This window comes from Sphingomonas sp. 22R3R2A-7 (genome assembly GCF_036856055.1).
In the GTDB taxonomy this organism is placed as follows: Bacteria; Pseudomonadota; Alphaproteobacteria; order Sphingomonadales; family Sphingomonadaceae; genus Sphingomonas.
Map to the genome: position 1 here is coordinate 2992194 of NZ_JASPFR010000001.1, position 16105 is coordinate 3008298.

The window sequence follows — 16105 nt, forward strand, 5'->3', positions numbered from 1 at the left end:
CTGAAAAGAGCCGATCGCGTCCACGTCATTTTGTGCGGATTATCACACACATTGGGTGCGCGCCATCCGCATAATGGTGCAAAATCCGCACATTGGAAATGCCGGTATGGCGAAAAATGGCGCAAAACCGCGGGTTTATCAGGTGCTGGTCGTGTGGTTGAAGTGTCAGGTCCGGCACGGCATTACGTCCCTCAGATACCGCCAGCACAAGCTGGTGCGACTTCAGGAGGCGATGTTGACGATTCCATCCCAGGCATATGCGGTCGCGGAAACGCCCTGCCGGAAACGCTGGACGGGCCAGCTTTATATCCAGGTGCTGATCGCGATCGTGCTGGGCGCGGCGCTCGGCCATTTCTACCCGACCTATGGCGCGGCGCTGAAGCCGCTGGGCGATGCCTTCATCAAGCTGGTGAAGATGATCATCGCTCCGGTGATCTTCCTCACGCTCGTCACCGGTATCGCCGGGATGAAGGAACTCGGCTCGGTCGGCCGGGTCGCGGGCAAGGCGTTCGCCTATTTCCTGTTCTTCTCGACGCTTGCGCTGATCGTCGGCCTGATCGTCGCCAACGTCGTCCAGCCGGGCGCGGGGATGAACATCGACGCCGCCTCGCTCGATACCAAGGGCATCGCCGACTACACCGTGAAGGCGCATGAGACGACGATCACCGGGTTCCTGATGAGCATCATCCCGGACACGATGGTCAGCGCGTTCACCGACGGCAACATCCTGCAGATCCTGCTGATCGCGATCCTGTTCGGCATTTCGCTGAGCCTCGTCGGCGAGCCTGCCAAGCCCGTGCTGAACTTCCTCGAGCGCCTCAGCCTGATCGTCTTCAAGCTGGTCGGCATCCTGATGCGCGCAGCCCCGCTCGGTGCGTTCGGCGCGATCGCGTTCACGATCGGCAAATACGGGATCGGCAGCCTCGCCAATCTCGGTGCACTGGTCGCGACCTTCTATCTGACTGCGGCGCTGTTCGTGGTCGTCATCCTCGGCACCGTCGCACGCCTGACGGGCTTCTCGATCTTCAAGCTGATCAAGTATCTGAAGGCCGAACTGCTGCTGGTGCTCGGCACGTCCTCGTCGGAAGCCGCGCTGCCGAACCTGATCCAGAAGATGGAGGCTGCGGGCTGCGAGAAGTCGGTCGTCGGGCTGGTCGTGCCGACCGGCTATTCGTTCAACCTCGACGGCACCAACATCTACATGACGCTGGCGGCGTTGTTCATCGCGCAGGCGACGAACACCGACCTGACGCTGGGGCAGGAGCTTCTGCTGCTCGTCGTCGCGATGATCTCGTCCAAGGGGGCCGCCGGCGTCACCGGCGCGGGCTTCATCACGCTGGCGGCCACGCTGTCGATCGTCCCGACCGTGCCGATCGCGGGCATGGCGCTGATCCTCGGCGTCGACCGCTTCATGAGCGAGTGCCGCAGCCTCACCAACTTCATCGGCAACGCGGTCGCGACGATCGTCGTCGCGCGCTGGGAAGGCGCGCTCGACCGTGACAAGCTCGACGCGGCGCTTTCGGGCAAGTTGCCCGAACTCGCACCGGCGCCGGTCGCCACCGCCGCGGTTCCTGCCGCTTGATCCCGACGGGGCCGGCACGCGCCGGCCCCGCGACCAGTACCGGACAGCTTATATGACCTCGATGATGATGCGCCGCGTGCGCCACGCGGCGGGCTTTGCCGTCGCGACCCTTCCCGCGATGGCGCTGGCCCAGGCCGCGCCGCAGCAGGCCGCTCCCAGACCGCGTCGCCCAAGGCGCGCGAACGGCTCGGCCCCGTGTCCAAGGATGCCGCCAGCACCAACGCGGCGTCGCCGATTTCCGAAAGCTATCCCAATGCCGCGGTCGGTGACGGCGTCACCGCGGGCGGCTACAACCAGTCGCGCTGGGCGGAGGACTGGTCGAAGCTGCGCGATCCGGCCAAGCGCAAGGACATCATCGACCAGCTGAAATTCATCTCGATCGCGGGCGACGGCGACGTGTACCTGACGCTGTCGGGCGAGGCGCGGTTGCGCGTCAACCACACCACCAACCCCAATCTCCGCGACAGCGAAGCGCAGCGTCAGGACATTCTCCGTCTGTTCGGCGGCGCGGACCTGCACGTCGGCGAGCATCTGCGCTTCTATGGCGAACTCGCGCACGGCACGCTCAAGGGCGAGAATCTCGGCAACGTGCTGCCCAATCTGCGCAACAAGCTCGCGGTGCAGCAGGCGTTCGTCGATCTGACCGGGACGGTCGCGGATGTCGATGTCGGCGTCCGCTATGGTCGGCAGACCTTTGCCGACGGCCCGAACCTGCTGGTCGTGCCGCGCGACAACAACACGCTGTATTTCGGGTTCAACGGCTTTCGCGGCTGGGCGCGGGCCAAGAACGTGCGCGCCGACGTGTTCGACTTCAAGCCGACCGCGTACGGCACGCAGGGCACGCGCGACGACGATGCGGAAAGCGCCCGGCGTTTCTCGGGCATCTCGACCGGCATCGTCCTGCCCGACACGCTGTTCGGTGGTTCGAAGCTCTATCTCGACCCGTTTCTCTGGCGGCTGCGCAATCGCAACGCGGTCTGGGGAACCGACAATGCGCGCGAAGTCCGCAATTTCTACGGGCTGCATTTCTGGGGCGATGCGGGACCGGTCAATCTCGACTGGACGGTCAATTACCAGGGCGGCAGCTATGACAATCGCTCGATCGAGGCATGGCTGATCCTGCTCGCGCAGACCTACAAGCTGGGCAAGGGCCGCAACGCGCCGCGCGTCGGCTTCCACGCGGATTATGCAAGCGGCGGCGGCGCCTATGGCAACGGCACGCTGCGCACCGCGCTCGCGCCGTTCGGCAACAACATCTATTACAGCTATCAGCTGTTCGCGACGCCGACCAACCTGATCGCGGTTGCGCCGAACGTCAGCTTCAGCGTGTTCGACAAGCTGCGCCTGACGGCCGAATACCAGCTGTCGTGGCGCGATACGCAGAGCGATGCCGTCTACCGCGCCAACGGCACGGCATTTGCGGGCACGCAGAATGTCTCGGGCAGCAAGATCGCCGACACGATCCGGTTCCAGGCGGTCTATCCGATCACCTCGCGCCTGTCGTTCACCGGGCGCTATGAGCATCTGATCGCGGGGCCTGCGCTGACCCGTGCGAACTACAAGAACTCGGACTTCCTCGCGGGCTGGCTCAGCTACCGCTTCTGATCGGGCGTGGCTGCCCGCCCCCATCCGTCATCCTGACGAAAGTCAGGATGCCGGCCGGGGCGGGCAGGCGCGATACCGCCCGAATTAACCTGCGACATACCGCCGACACTTCGTACGATTTCGACCATACCGGTCCTTCAATTCGGTCGATCTTTGTGGCACATGGTCTCCAGCACAAGGAGTCACATGGTCATGGATCTCAGCTTCACGCCCGAGGAAGAATCGTTCCGCGACGAGGTTCGCGCCTTCTTCCGCGAAAAACTTCCCGCCCGACTGTCGACGCTCGTCCGTGAAGGCAAGCGGCTGCGCAAGGCGGACATGGAGGAATGGCACGCGATCCTGAACGAACGCGGCTGGCTGGCGAACCACTGGCCCGAAAAATGGGGCGGCCCGGGCTGGAGCGTGATCCAGCGCTTCATCTTCGACAACGAATCCGCGCTCGCGCACGCGCCCCGCGTCGTGCCGTTCGGCGTCAATATGCTCGGTCCGGTCCTGATCAGATACGGCTCCGAGGAACAGAAGCAGACGTGGCTGCCGCGCATCCTCGACGGGTCCGACTGGTGGTGCCAAGGCTATTCGGAGCCGGGTGCGGGGTCCGATCTCGCGGGCCTCAAGACCACCGCAGTTCGCCAGACGCGGGAGGGTGGCGACGTCTATGTCGTCAACGGGCAGAAGACGTGGACGACACTCGGCCAGCATGCCGACATGATCTTCTGCCTCGTGCGCACCGATCCCGCCGCGAAGAAGCAGGAGGGCATCAGCTTCCTGCTGATCGACATGAAGTCGCCCGGCATCGAGGTTCGCCCGATCACGCTGATCGACGGCGAGCAGGAAGTGAACGAGGTGTTCTTCACCGATGTCGAGGTGCCCGTCGCCAACCTCGTCGGCGAGGAGAACCAGGGCTGGACCTATGCCAAGTACCTGCTGACCTATGAACGCACCAACATCGCCGGCGTCGGCTTCTCGATCGCGTCGTTCGAGCGGTTGAAGGAGGTGGCGCAGTCGCAGCGGAAGAACGGACGTGCGCTCGCCGACGACCCGCTGTTCGCGGCGCGCATGGCCAGGGTCGAGATCGACCTCGCCAACATGCAGACGACGAACCTGCGCGTGCTGGCCGCGGTTGCGGGCGGCGGTGCGCCCGGCGCGGAGAGCTCGATGCTCAAGATCAAGGGCACCGAGATCCGCCAGGAGATCACCGCGCTGACCCGGCGTGCCTATGGGTCCTATGCCGCGCCTTACATACCCGAGGCGCTGGAGGCCGGCTGGAACGGCGAGGACGTCGGCCCGGAGGACGCGGCGATGGCGGCGCCGAGCTATTTCAACAATCGCAAGCTGTCGATCTTCGGCGGATCGAATGAGATCCAGAAGAACATCATCTCCAAAGCCATATTGGGTCTCTGAGCACATGAACTTCGAACATAGCGATGACCGCCGGATGCTGGCCGACACGCTCGTCCGGGCGTTGCGCGACGGCTATCCCATCGAGACGCGCAACGCCGGTGCCTATGGCGAGGCGGGGTATGACCCGGCGGTCTGGGCGCAATTGAACGAACTCGGGATCGTGTCGGCGCTGTTCGACGAGGCCGCGGGCGGCTTCGGCGGCAGCGGATTCGACATCATGGTGGTGTTCGAGGCGCTCGGCCGCGCGCTTGTGGTCGAGCCGTTTCTCGGCGCGCTGATGGCGGGCCGGGCGCTCGCCGCGGGCGGCGGGCACGACGCCGCGCTGGCGGGCATCGTGTCGGGCGAGACGATCGCGGCGTTCGCGCATGAAGACGGCGCAACCCCGGTCACCGCGACGCCAAGTGGCGATGGCTGGACGCTGAGCGGATCGAAGGCGGTCGTGCAGCAGGCGGGCGCGGCGTCGCTCCTCGTCGTCACGGTCGAGCAGGACGGGGATCCGCTGGTGTTGCTGATCGATGCGAAGTCGCCCGGCGTTTCGGTGCGCAGCTACAACACCGTCGAGGGCGGCGCGGCGGGCGACGTCTCGTTCGACGGCGTGACGGTCGCAGCCGATGCGCGGATCGGCAGCGAGGGGCAGGGGCAGGCGGTCGTCGACGCCGCGGTCGGTGCCGGGCTGCTCGCGCTATCGGCCGAGGCGGTCGGGGCGATGGACTTCGTCAAGGAGGCCACGCTCGGCTATCTGCGCGACCGCAAGCAGTTCGGCGTGCCGATCGGCAAGTTCCAGGCGCTCCAGCACCGCATGGCAACGGTCCTGCTCGAGATCGAGCAGGCGCAGTCCGCGGTGATCAACGCGGCGACCGCGTTCGACGGCGACGACGTCACGGCGCGCGACCGCGCACTGGCCGCGGCGAAATACACGATCGGCCGGACCGGCGCGCTGGTGGCCGAGGAATCGATCCAGCTGCACGGCGGGATCGGCATGACGTGGGAATATGCGGTGTCGCACTATGCCAAGCGGCTGGTGATGATCGACCACCAGCTCGGCGACGAGGACCATCATCTGCAACGCTATATCGAACTCGCGAAGGCCGCCTGAGACGGCTTTAGGGGAACGCGTCGCCCGTCTCGCCGCAGGTACGATCGAAAGGCTCCGCCCCCTCCGGGACGGGGCTTTTCGACGGCGCGCCAGTTACGCTGTCGCCGAGGTCATCCGCGCTTTGCGATGATGGGGCGCAGGCGGACGCCCAGACAGATGACGGTCGGCCAGAACATCGTGTTGGCAATGTCGAGCAGCGTATCGTCCCAGCGCCACGAACCATAGTTCAGCCGGTCCATGACCTCGTTGAACGCCTCGCCAGCGGCGACGACGGTCCAGGGGATGAACGTCCCGAACGAGCGCCGCGTGATCAGCCGTGCGATCATCAGCAACGCCATGCCGGCATGGATATGCAGAATCGTGTCGGGGAGGCCGGTGCCGTCGCCGATCCAGTCGATCCACTGATGGTAGATTTTCGGTATCACACATGCACTCCGGCGCGGATCGAAACGGGTCCACGCGGGGCTTAGCGTGCTACGGCGTCAAGCGATACCGGGGCGATCACGCACGCACGGCATTCCGGCACGCCTTGACGAGATTGACGACCAGCCCCGACAGCGTTGAATAATTCGCGCGGTGATAGGACGAACCGTCGCCGAGTTCCCCCGTGAGCCGGCGATGCGCCTCGGGCAGCGCATGATAGGGCAGCCCGGGGAGCAAATGGTGCAGCGCGTGATAGCGCAGCCCGACCGGTGCCCATACTTCGGCCAGAAGGCCGGGCGGCGGGACGTTGACGCTGTCGAGATACTGGTCGGTAATGCTCATCGCATCGCCCTCATTCTCCCAGAGATGCGCGACAAGCGTGCGGACCTGGTTGAGCACGGCGATCGCCGAGACGATGATCAGGAACGTCGCGGATGCCGCCAGCGGGAAGACACCCGTCGCGGTCAGCATGACGAACGATATCGCCCAAATGCTCGCGGCGGTCTCCCAGATACGCCAGCTCCGCAGCGCGTTGCCCTCGGGCGGCTTGCGGCGGAACTGGGGGTTGATCGCCAGCGCCGAATAGCGCGTCACGACGATCTCGCGCAGCTTGGGCGACAGCAGCGACAGCGGGGCGAGCACGCCGTAGCGCAGGATCAGCCCGATCGGCAGCAGCGCCGACACCAGGACGAACAACCCGAGCGTCACCACCGGCCCGCGGGCGAGCGGCATATACTCGGGATCGCGATTGGTCCCGTAGCGCGTCTTGGCATGATGGAGCGTGTGGACACCCTCGTACATCAGCGACGGCATCATGACGGGCACGCCGAACAGGATGTTCCACCCGGCGGTAAAGCCCGGCACCGCATTGGGCTTCATGTGCGACAGCTCGTGGATGAAGCTGAGCGCGCGGTACAGCGCGAGCACCGCGACGACCCCGCCGAGCAGCTTTGCCCAGAGCGGCGTCGCGACGATCGCCACCGCGAGCCCCGCATAGCCGATTCCCGCCGACGCGATCAGGTCGGTCCAGTACACGACCGGACGTGCGGCATGGAGATCGCGCGTCAGCGTCGCCGCCGCCTTGATCATGGCCCCGTCTTCCTGCCCCATCTGCGCGGCCTTCGGGCGCGCAACGGCCGCAGCCGCGCGTGCCAGCGGCTCGGCAAGAGGATCGGCGTTGATGAATGCGGTTGCCATGATCATACCATCTGGGGGTGACGTATCGTCGTCGATACAGAAGAATTCAGGCTGAAAAATGGTGATCGCGCCGGGGGAATCAACCAGCCGGGCGATGGCGTGGCGGTTGGGGCGGCCGACAGGGGTGGCGCTGTCGTGGCTTTCGCCTCGGGAAGCACGCTTATCGCCACGCAGCGGAGGCCGTCATCCCTTGGGAAGCACGACCGGTCCAATTGACGCATGAAAATTGCCGCAAGCGTTTGCTCGGCAGCTATTATCGGTTAACGGAGGCGTCATGGCTTCCCGTCCGCAAACATTGTACGAAAAAATCTGGGCATCGCATGTCGTCGAGCGTCGCGACGACGGCACGTGCCTGATCTATATCGACCGTCATCTCGTCCACGAGGTGACCAGTCCGCAGGCGTTCGAGGGGCTGCGCGTCGCCGGCCGACGCGTGCGGCGGCCCGACCTGACGCTCGCGGTGCCCGATCACAATTTGCCGACGACGGCGCGGGTAGATGCGGCGGGCGTGCCGTTGCCGATTGCCGACCCCGAGAGCGCGCAGCAGCTCGATGCGCTGCGCCGGAACACGACCGAGTTCGGCATCGACTATATCGACGCGACCGCGGCGGAGCAGGGGATCGTCCATGTCGTCGGCCCCGAGCTCGGTTTTACGCTGCCTGGCTCGACGCTGGTATGCGGCGACAGCCATACGTCGGCACATGGTGCGCTCGGCGCGCTGGCGTTCGGGATCGGGACGAGCGAGGTCGAGCATGTCCTCGCCACGCAGACGCTGTTGCTGAGCCAGTCGAAGACGATGGAGGTCCGCGTCGACGGCGTGCTCGGGTTCGGCGTCAGCCCCAAGGACGTGATCCTCGCGATCGTCGGCCGGCTGGGCGCGGCAGGCGGCACCGGCCACGTCCTCGAATATACCGGCGACGTGATCCGCGCGATGTCGATCGAGGGGCGCCTGACGGTCGCGAACATGTCGATCGAGGCGGGCGCGCGTGCTGGCCTCGTCGCGCCCGACGAGACGACGTTTGCCTATATCAAGGGACGCCCGATGGCGCCGTCGGGTGAGGCGTGGGAGCGCGCGCTGGCCTGGTGGCGTACGCTGCCGAGCGATCCGTCCGCACGCTACGACGCCTCGGTCATCTTGCAGGCGAGCGACATCGCGCCCGGGCTGACCTGGGGGACGAGCCCCGAGGACGTCGTGCCGATCACCGGCCATGTCCCCGATCCGATGAGCTTCGCCGACCCGTCGAAGCAGGCGGCGGCGCGCAAGTCGCTCGAATATATGGGACTGACGCCGGGGACGGCGATGCAGGACGTCAGCATCCAGCACGTCTTCATCGGCAGCTGCACGAACAGCCGGATCGAGGATCTGCGCGCGGCAGCGACGATCGCCAATGGCCGCCACGTCGCCGACGGGGTGCGCGCGCTGGTCGTGCCCGGGTCGGGGCTGGTTAAGCGGCAGGCCGAGGCCGAGGGGCTCGACCGGATCTTCACCAGCGCCGGGTTCGAATGGCGCGAACCGGGCTGTTCGATGTGCCTCGCGATGAACCCCGACAAGGTGCCGCCGGGCGAGCGCTGCGCATCGACGAGCAACCGAAATTTCGTCGGGCGGCAGGGGCCGGGTGCGCGAACGCATCTGCTGTCGCCCGCGATGGCCGCCGCGGCAGCGGTGACGGGCCATCTGAGCGACGTGCGTGATCTGATGAGGGGCGAAGTATGAAGCGTGTGATGATCCTGCTGATGGCAGGCGCGGTGGTGAGCGGCGTCGCCGCGTACATGGCCGCGGCGCGGACCGTCCCCGGCACGCTCGGGCACGAAACCGCGCGTATTGCGGCCGGCCCGGAGGCCAGCGGCGGACGAACGGCGGCCAGCGCGCGATGAGGCCGGTCACGACGGTATCGGGGCGGGCCTATCCGTGGGGCGCGAAGAACGTCGATACCGACGTCATCATCCCCGCGCACTGGCTCAAGACGATCACGCGCACGGGGCTTGGCCGCGGCGCGTTCGAGACGATCCGCGCGCAGCCGGGCAACCTGTTCGACGATCCCGAATTCGCCGGCTCGCCGATCCTGATCGCCGGGGACAATTTCGGCTGCGGTTCGAGTCGCGAGCATGCCGCCTGGGCGCTGGCCGACATGGGCATCACCGCGGTGATCGCGCCGAGCTTTTCGGACATCTTCTCGGGCAACGCGTTCAAGAACGGCATCGTCGCGGTCGTCCTGCCGCAGGCGGCGGTCGACCGGCTGGTCGAGGTCGCAAAGACCGATCCGGTGACGATCGACCTCGAATCGATGTCCGTGACCACCCCGTTCCAGGACCGTTTCACCTTCGAACTCGATCCCTTTCGCCGCCAGTGCCTGATCGAGGGGCTGGACGAAGTCGGTCTGACACTGGCAAGGGATACCGCGATTTCTAAATTCGAGGAGGCGGTGGTCGAACACCGCCCCTGGCTGGAGAGGAAAAGCGGATATGCGGGCATTGCTGTCGACGGCGCCGGGCGGACCTGAAACTCTGACATTGTCCGAACTACCCGATCCGGTCGCCGGTCGGGGACAGGTCGTGATCGCGGTCAAGGCGTGCGCGATCAACTTTCCCGACGTCCTGATCATCGAGGACAAATATCAGTTCAAGCCAGAACGCCCGTTCGCGCCGGGTGGCGAGATCGCCGGCGTCATCGACGCGGTGGGCGAGGGCGTCGAGGGCTGGCAGGTCGGTGACCGCGTGATCGCGATGCTCGGCCATGGCGGCCTGTGCGAAAAGGTCATCGCCGACCCGGCCAAGCTGTACCGCCTGCCCGAAGGCCGCAGCTTTGCCGAGGGGGCGTCGCTGATCCTGACCTATGGCACGACGATCCACGCGCTGCTCGACCGCGGGCATATCGCAGCGGGTCAGACGCTGCTCGTGCTGGGTGCGGCCGGCGGCGTCGGGCTGGCGGCGATCGAGCTCGGCAAGGCGTTCGGTGCGCGCGTCGTCGCGGCCGTCTCGTCGGACGAAAAGGCCGCCGCAGCGCGCGACGCGGGCGCGGACGAGACGCTGGTCTATGCACGCGCGCCGTTCGACAAGGATCAGTCCAAGGCACTCGCCGAACAGTTCAAGGCGGCGGTCGGCAAGGGCGGCGCGGATGTCATCTATGATCCCGTCGGCGGCGATTATGCCGAGCCGGCGCTGCGCTCGATCGCCTGGGAGGGGCGGTATCTGGTGGTGGGCTTCCCCGCTGGCATCCCGCGGCTGCCGCTCAACCTGACGCTCCTCAAGAGCTGCGATGTGTGCGGCGTGTTCTGGGGCGCGTTCGCCGCGCGTGATCCAAAGGCGAACCAGGCGCATATCGAAACGCTGTTCGCGTTGTGGAAGGATGGGAAAATCGCGCCGCGCGTGACCGAGGTTTTTGCGTTCGAGGAGGGCGGCAAGGCCATCGCCAAGATGGCAGCGCGTAACGCGATCGGAAAACTGGTCGTCGAGGTCGGCAGGTAGAACGATCCGGCCAGGCCGGTGTCGGATCACACCAGGCTGATGACCAGCAGCGCGATCAGCAGCCAGAGGACGCTCGACAGCACGACGCCGTAGAACATGCCCTGCATCGCATGCGGACCACGCCGGCTTTTCGAGGTCGGAGCGGATGGGCTGAGGCTGGCTGACACGGACCGATGGCCCGACGCGTGCAAAATATGAGATCCTGCCATCATGCTCTCCATGTCCGTGTGCTGTGTCACGTGACCGTCTCATAATATGGTTAATCGACCGGGTTTGTTCCAGCCGGGAACCAATTTATTGCGTTCACCTTGGGTGCTACCTATCTCAAGCGCCGAGACGCCGCAGGGGAAACAACCGCCATGACGAGCTTTGACGATCGCGAACGGTCTTTCGAGGCGAAGTTTGCGCGTGACGAGGAAATGGCTTTCCGGATCACGGCGCGCAGGAATCGCCTTCTTGGTCAGTGGGCTGCGGCAGAGATGCGTTTGACCCGCGAGGAAGCGGACGCCTATGCGACCGCGCTCGTCCATGCCGACCTGGAGGGCGGCGGCGATGACGATGTCGTCCGCAAACTGGTTGGAGATATGACCGCGGCGGGGCTCGATCACGACGAAGCGACGGTGCGCCGTGCGCTGGCGCAGCAGATGATCGAGGCGCGCCGTCAACTTATGGAGGCTCAGTAGCCCGATGCCGATGACTGCCGATGATATCAGCACTGATGATCCGTACAGCGATCCCCGACGCGCAGGTCGAGATTACCGATCTGGCGGGCGACGGCGATCACTACGCCGCGAAGGTGACCAGCAGCAGCTTTGCCGGGCTAAGCCGGGTGAAGCAGCACAAGAGCGTTTACGATGCACTGGGCGGCCATATGGGCGGCACGCTGCATGCGCTCCAACTTACGACCGTGATTGCATAAGGACGACGACATGACCGACGATACGAACGCCCGCATCGACGCGCTGGTTAAGGCCAATCCCGTGGTGCTGTTCATGAAGGGCAGCCCCCTGTTCCCGCAATGCGGGTTTTCGAGCCGCGCGATCGCGATCCTCAACCATCTCGAGGTCGAGTTCGAGACGGTCGACGTGTTACAGGACCAGGGCATCCGCCAGGGCATCAAGGCCTATTCCGACTGGCCGACGATTCCGCAGCTATATGTCGACGGCGAGTTTCTCGGCGGCTCCGACATCATGATGGAAATGTACGAGAGCGGTGAGCTGAAGCAGCTGTTCGAGGCGCAGAAGGCGGCCAGCTGATTTCAGCAGATACCGGGTGAGGGTGGACGGTCGCGAGACTAGAATAGCGGGCCGTCCACCCTGCAAAGCGCTGAACGCTCGGTAACGTCACTATCCTAGCATGCGCCGTGCCAGTCTTCATCGATGACCGTTTTCCGCGCTTCACGATGGTTAACCGGCCGATCGATACCCGGCCTCCTGTAAAGCTTTCCGACACAGGCCCGCGCGCCGCCGCACGGCCCCTCTTGCCTTGACCGCGCCGAGCCGCCATTTCCCGGCAATGGCTGAGCATCCGACCGGCATCCCGATCCAGCTCGAGCCGCTTGTCACGCGCGTGCTCGCGCCGAACGCGTCGCCCTATACCTTTACCGGCACACAGACCCACATCGTCGGTACGGCCGACGTTGCGGTGATCGACCCCGGCCCCGATGACTCCGCGCATCTCGACGCGCTCGAGCGCGTGATCGCCGGGCGCCGGGTCACCGCAATCGTCGTCACGCATCATCACCGCGACCACAGCCCTGCGACGCGGCCGCTGCAGGCGGCGACCGGCGCGCCGATCGTGGGCGCCGCGCCGTTCGGCCCGGACAAGGCCGGTGGCGAGGCCGCGTTCGATCCGCTGTATCGCCCCGATCGCGTCCTGGCGACGGGCGACCGGGTAAGCGGCGAGGGCTGGACGCTCGAGGCGCTCGCGACGCCGGGTCATACGTCCAACCATCTCGCCTTCGCGCTGCTCGAAACGGGGGCGTTGTTCTCGGGCGATCACGTCATGGGCTGGTCGACGACGGTCGTCGTTCCGCCCGATGGTGACATGACCGCCTATATGCGAAGCCTCGATCTCCTGATGCAGCGCGACGACAGGGTGTATTATCCCGGGCATGGCGAGGCGATCGAGCGACCGCAGCGGCTGGTCCGCGGGATGCTCGGGCACCGCAAGCAGCGCGAGGGGCAGATCCTGCGACTGCTGCGCGAGCGCGACCGGACGGTCGGCGAGCTCGTCACGCACATGTATGTCGGGCTCGATCCAAAACTGGTACCGGGGGCCAAGGGTTCGGTGCTCGCGCACCTGTATGACCTGCGGGGCCGCATGATGGTCGACGAGGCGAGGGAGGGCGGCGCATGGCGGATCGCGGAGTGAACGAGTCGGCCGGCGTGGCACCCGTCCGGCAGCGTGGCAGCATAGGTGCGTTCCTCGCAAAGGCGGCAGGCGTCCTCGTCCTGCTTGCCCTCGCGGGATTGATCGCGCTCTGGGGCGTGCAGCGTTATGTCGAGAGCCGGCTCACGCCCGATCCGACGACGATCGCGAGCGCGAGCCTCGAGGGACTGCGCGAACAGAACAGGTTGTCGACCTTTGCCGCGCGGTTCGTCGCGGTCGTCACCTCGCGCCAATCGCAGCTTGGCTTCTCGACCGAGAAGACGCTGATCATGCCCGGCATGGTGCGGTACGATGTCGATCTCGCCAAGCTGACGCAGCGTGACGTGACGTGGAACGCCGAGACGCGGACACTGGGCGTGAGGCTTCCCGCGGTCGAGGTCGACGGGCCCCAGGTCGATCTGAACGCGCTACGCGAATATAGCTCGGGCGGGTTGCTCGCGACGCTCACCGATGCGGAGAAGCGGCTCGATACCGCCAACCGTCGTGCGGGGCAGGTCGAATTGATGCGCCAGGCGCGCGAGCCGGCGATGATCCGTCTCGCGCGCGACGCAACGCGGCGTGCAGTGGAGCGCAGCTTCGCGATGCCGCTGCGCGCGGCGGGGGTCGACGCGACCGTCACGGTGCGCTTTGCCGACGAACCCGTCGCGAATTCCGAACGATGGGATGCGTCGCGTTCGCTGCAGGACGTGCTAGGGAACCGCAACTAAACCGGGATACGACCATGGAACTTCAGCAGAACCTTGCGGGCATCGACATTCGGGCCGAGATCGAACGCCTCCGCAAGGAGAAGAATGCGATCATCCTCGCGCATTATTACCAGAAGCCCGAATTGCAGGACATCGCCGATTTCGTCGGCGACAGCCTCGACCTGTCGCGCAAGGCGGCGGCGACCGACGCCGACGTGATCGCGTTCTGCGGCGTGCGCTTCATGGCCGAGACCGCCAAGATCCTGTCTCCCGACAAGACCGTGGTGCTGCCCGACATGGATGCTGGGTGCAGCCTCGAGGACAGCTGCCCGCCCGAACAGTTCGCGGCCTTTCGCGCCAAGCATCCCGATCACATCGCGCTGACGTACATCAACTGTTCGACCGAGGTGAAGGCGCTGTCCGACATCATCGTGACGTCGTCGTCGGCGGAAACGATCCTCGCGCAGCTGCCCAAGGATCAGAAGATCATTTTCGGCCCCGATCGCAATCTCGGCGGGTATCTGGTGCGCAAGACCGGGCGTGAGATGCTGCTGTGGCCGGGCGTGTGCATCGTCCACGAGGCGTTCAGCGAGACCGAACTGCTCAAGCTCAAGGCCGCCAATCCCGGCGCACCGATCGTCGCGCATCCCGAATGCCCGCCGATCATCCTCGATCACGCCGATTATGTCGGCTCGACGCGCGGTATCCTCGATTATGCGATCGGGATGCCCGGCGACACGCTGATCGTCGCGACCGAGCCGCACATCATCCACCAGATGGAGAAGGCGCTGCCGAACAAGCGTTTCATCGGGGCGCCGGGCGCGGACGGCAACTGCAACTGCAACATCTGCCCGTACATGGCGCTCAACACGATGGAAAAGCTGTACGTCGCGCTGCGCGACCTGTCGCCGCGGATCGAGATCGAGGAAAGCCTCAGGCTGCGTGCGAAGACGAGCCTCGATGCGATGCTGGCGATGGCGTCCAACACCGTCGGCAAGGGCGATCTCGGCCCTGCGACGGTGACGGGCGACTGATCAGGCCTGCTGCGGATCGTCGGCCTGCGTGATGCCGGCGATCGCCTCATCGATATGGATGGCGGCGAGCGGCAGGCCGATCGCGTCGGCAAGCGTCAGCGCTTCGGTGAGCAGGGAGACCAGTCGCGTGGTTTGGGTAAGCGTATCCGACGGCATTGCGGTTCCTGATGTTCAGCGTCGATTCCGCCCGGCGCCGGGATCATGATATGCCCTATTTATTGTACGATTAATACCGTCCCTTCCGGCAACCGCGCGGTGCGGCAAACGCCGGATCGGCACGGTGAAACCAGGATCAGATCATGACCGAATTGTCGGGATTCGACATCGCCACGTTCGTGGCGGCAACGCTGGCAGAAGATCTCGGCACCGTCGGCGACATCACGTCGGCGGCGGTGATCCCCGAGCAGGCGCGGTTCGCCGGAGTGATGGACAGCCGCGATGCGATCGTCGTCGCGGGGCTCGACCTCGCCGACGCGTTCTTCCGTGCGCTCGACCGCGACGTGCGGATCACGCATCTGGTCGAGGACGGACAGGCGGTTCCGGCGGGAACGCCGCTCATGCGGCTCGAGGGAGAGCGCGCGCGATGCTCACCGCGGAGCGCTCGGCGCTGAACACCGTGCAGCATCTTTCCGGGATCGCGACCATGACGCGCGCCTATGTCGAGGCGATGCACGGAACCGGCGCGATCCTGCTCGACACCCGCAAGACGATTCCCGGGCTGCGCGTGCTGGAAAAATACGCGACGCGGATGGGCGGCGCGAAGAACCACCGCATGGGTCTGTGGGACGCGGCGATGATCAAGGACAACCATGTCGCGGTCGCCGGCGATGTCGGCGAGGCGGTCCGGCGCGCCAGGGCGGCGGGAATCGCGCAGATCATCGTCGAGGTCGACCGGGTCGACCAGATCGAGCCCGCGCTGTCCGCCGGTGCGACGCATCTCCTGCTCGACAACATGGCGCCGGCAATCCTGCGCGGTGCGGTGGCGCTCGTCGACGGGCGTGTGCCGACCGAGGCATCGGGGGGCGTATCGCTGGAGACGATCCGCGCGATCGCCGAGACGGGGGTCACCTATGTCTCGGTCGGGCGACTCACCCAGTCCGCGCCGGCGGCCGATATCGGCCTCGATTTCGCCCCGCTCTGATCCCCGGCGCACGGACCCGCTTTGACGTTTGCGTATCGTGCCGCAGCGAGTAGCGTGCGGCCGAAGTTTTGACGAACCGATAGG

The 16105-nt window shown here is 65.9% G+C and carries 17 protein-coding genes and 2 pseudogenes; 15 read left to right on the forward strand and 4 right to left on the reverse strand.

The window, feature by feature from the left end; translation table 11 throughout:
* Positions 1-235: 235 nt before the first annotated feature.
* The 4 genes from QP165_RS14255 (at position 236) to QP165_RS14270 (ending at position 5684) form a co-directional block, all read left to right on the forward strand.
* On the forward strand, positions 236-1582 hold the full coding sequence (locus QP165_RS14255; protein WP_443019305.1) for a dicarboxylate/amino acid:cation symporter: 1347 nt from the start codon (positions 236-238) through the stop codon (positions 1580-1582).
* A 195-nt stretch (positions 1583-1777) separates the two neighbouring features.
* Positions 1778-3187 (forward strand): alginate export family protein, encoded by a 1410-nt coding sequence (locus QP165_RS14260; RefSeq protein ID WP_333996132.1) that lies wholly within the window; start codon positions 1778-1780, stop codon positions 3185-3187.
* Positions 3188-3379: 192 nt separating this feature from the next.
* Positions 3380-4588 carry an acyl-CoA dehydrogenase family protein gene (locus QP165_RS14265; RefSeq protein ID WP_333997040.1) on the forward strand — a complete coding sequence of 403 codons (1209 nt, stop codon included), beginning with the start codon at positions 3380-3382 and terminating at the stop codon, positions 4586-4588.
* A gap of 4 nt (positions 4589-4592) precedes the next feature.
* Complete coding sequence (locus tag QP165_RS14270; protein WP_333996133.1) at positions 4593-5684, forward strand: acyl-CoA dehydrogenase family protein; 1092 nt, start codon at positions 4593-4595, stop codon at positions 5682-5684.
* A 110-nt stretch (positions 5685-5794) separates the two neighbouring features.
* On the opposite strand, the gene QP165_RS14275 is transcribed toward QP165_RS14270, so the two are convergent.
* Positions 5795-6109 carry a hypothetical protein gene (locus tag QP165_RS14275; RefSeq protein WP_333996134.1) on the reverse strand — a complete coding sequence of 105 codons (315 nt, stop codon included), beginning with the start codon at positions 6107-6109 and terminating at the stop codon, positions 5795-5797.
* Between the two features lie 76 nt (positions 6110-6185).
* Positions 6186-7304 (reverse strand): fatty acid desaturase family protein, encoded by a 1119-nt coding sequence (locus tag QP165_RS14280; protein ID WP_333996135.1) that lies wholly within the window; start codon positions 7302-7304, stop codon positions 6186-6188.
* Positions 7305-7578: 274 nt separating this feature from the next.
* On the opposite strand from QP165_RS14280, the gene leuC reads away from it, so the two are divergent.
* From leuC to QP165_RS14300, 4 genes are read left to right on the forward strand one after another with little or no spacing between them, the layout of a single operon-like run.
* The gene (gene leuC, locus QP165_RS14285; RefSeq protein WP_333996136.1) at positions 7579-9018 is read left to right on the forward strand and encodes a 3-isopropylmalate dehydratase large subunit; all 1440 of its coding nucleotides are present in this window, start codon (positions 7579-7581) and stop codon (positions 9016-9018) included.
* Complete coding sequence (locus tag QP165_RS14290) at positions 9015-9179, forward strand: hypothetical protein (protein WP_333996137.1); 165 nt, start codon at positions 9015-9017, stop codon at positions 9177-9179. Before leuC ends, QP165_RS14290 begins: the two co-directional genes overlap by 4 nt.
* Positions 9176-9805 carry a 3-isopropylmalate dehydratase small subunit gene (gene leuD / locus QP165_RS14295; RefSeq protein WP_333996138.1) on the forward strand — a complete coding sequence of 210 codons (630 nt, stop codon included), beginning with the start codon at positions 9176-9178 and terminating at the stop codon, positions 9803-9805. The genes QP165_RS14290 and leuD overlap by 4 nt, the downstream gene beginning before the upstream one ends.
* The gene (locus tag QP165_RS14300) at positions 9768-10769 is read left to right on the forward strand and encodes an NADPH:quinone oxidoreductase family protein (protein ID WP_333996139.1); all 1002 of its coding nucleotides are present in this window, start codon (positions 9768-9770) and stop codon (positions 10767-10769) included. The genes leuD and QP165_RS14300 overlap by 38 nt, the downstream gene beginning before the upstream one ends.
* 26 nt (positions 10770-10795) lie before the next feature.
* Here QP165_RS14300 and QP165_RS14305 read toward each other — a convergent pair whose 3' ends face one another.
* Positions 10796-10936 (reverse strand): hypothetical protein, encoded by a 141-nt coding sequence (locus QP165_RS14305; protein WP_333996140.1) that lies wholly within the window; start codon positions 10934-10936, stop codon positions 10796-10798.
* Positions 10937-11128: 192 nt separating this feature from the next.
* On the opposite strand from QP165_RS14305, the gene QP165_RS14310 reads away from it, so the two are divergent.
* From QP165_RS14310 to nadA, 6 genes and pseudogenes are all read left to right on the forward strand, one after another.
* Positions 11129-11452 (forward strand): DUF1476 domain-containing protein, encoded by a 324-nt coding sequence (locus QP165_RS14310; RefSeq protein WP_056020591.1) that lies wholly within the window; start codon positions 11129-11131, stop codon positions 11450-11452.
* Positions 11453-11456: 4 nt separating this feature from the next.
* Positions 11457-11688 (forward strand): annotated as a pseudogene (locus QP165_RS14315) (BolA/IbaG family iron-sulfur metabolism protein).
* Positions 11689-11698: 10 nt separating this feature from the next.
* Positions 11699-12025, forward strand: coding sequence for a Grx4 family monothiol glutaredoxin (gene grxD / locus QP165_RS14320; RefSeq protein WP_333996141.1), 327 nt, complete (start codon positions 11699-11701; stop codon positions 12023-12025).
* Between the two features lie 259 nt (positions 12026-12284).
* On the forward strand, positions 12285-13142 hold the full coding sequence (locus QP165_RS14325) for an MBL fold metallo-hydrolase (RefSeq protein WP_333996142.1): 858 nt from the start codon (positions 12285-12287) through the stop codon (positions 13140-13142).
* The gene (locus QP165_RS14330; RefSeq protein ID WP_333996143.1) at positions 13124-13867 is read left to right on the forward strand and encodes a DUF4230 domain-containing protein; all 744 of its coding nucleotides are present in this window, start codon (positions 13124-13126) and stop codon (positions 13865-13867) included. Before QP165_RS14325 ends, QP165_RS14330 begins: the two co-directional genes overlap by 19 nt.
* A 14-nt stretch (positions 13868-13881) precedes the next feature.
* Positions 13882-14880, forward strand: a complete 999-nt coding sequence (gene nadA / locus QP165_RS14335; RefSeq protein WP_333996144.1) for a quinolinate synthase NadA — start codon at positions 13882-13884, stop codon at positions 14878-14880.
* Here the strand turns inward: nadA and QP165_RS14340 are convergent, their stop codons facing one another.
* A complete protein-coding gene (locus QP165_RS14340; RefSeq protein WP_333996145.1) occupies positions 14881-15036 on the reverse strand; it encodes a hypothetical protein in 156 nt (51 codons plus the stop codon).
* Positions 15037-15179: 143 nt separating this feature from the next.
* On the opposite strand from QP165_RS14340, the pseudogene nadC reads away from it, so the two are divergent.
* Positions 15180-16021, forward strand: a pseudogene (gene nadC / locus QP165_RS14345) (carboxylating nicotinate-nucleotide diphosphorylase).
* Positions 16022-16105 lie beyond the last annotated feature (84 nt).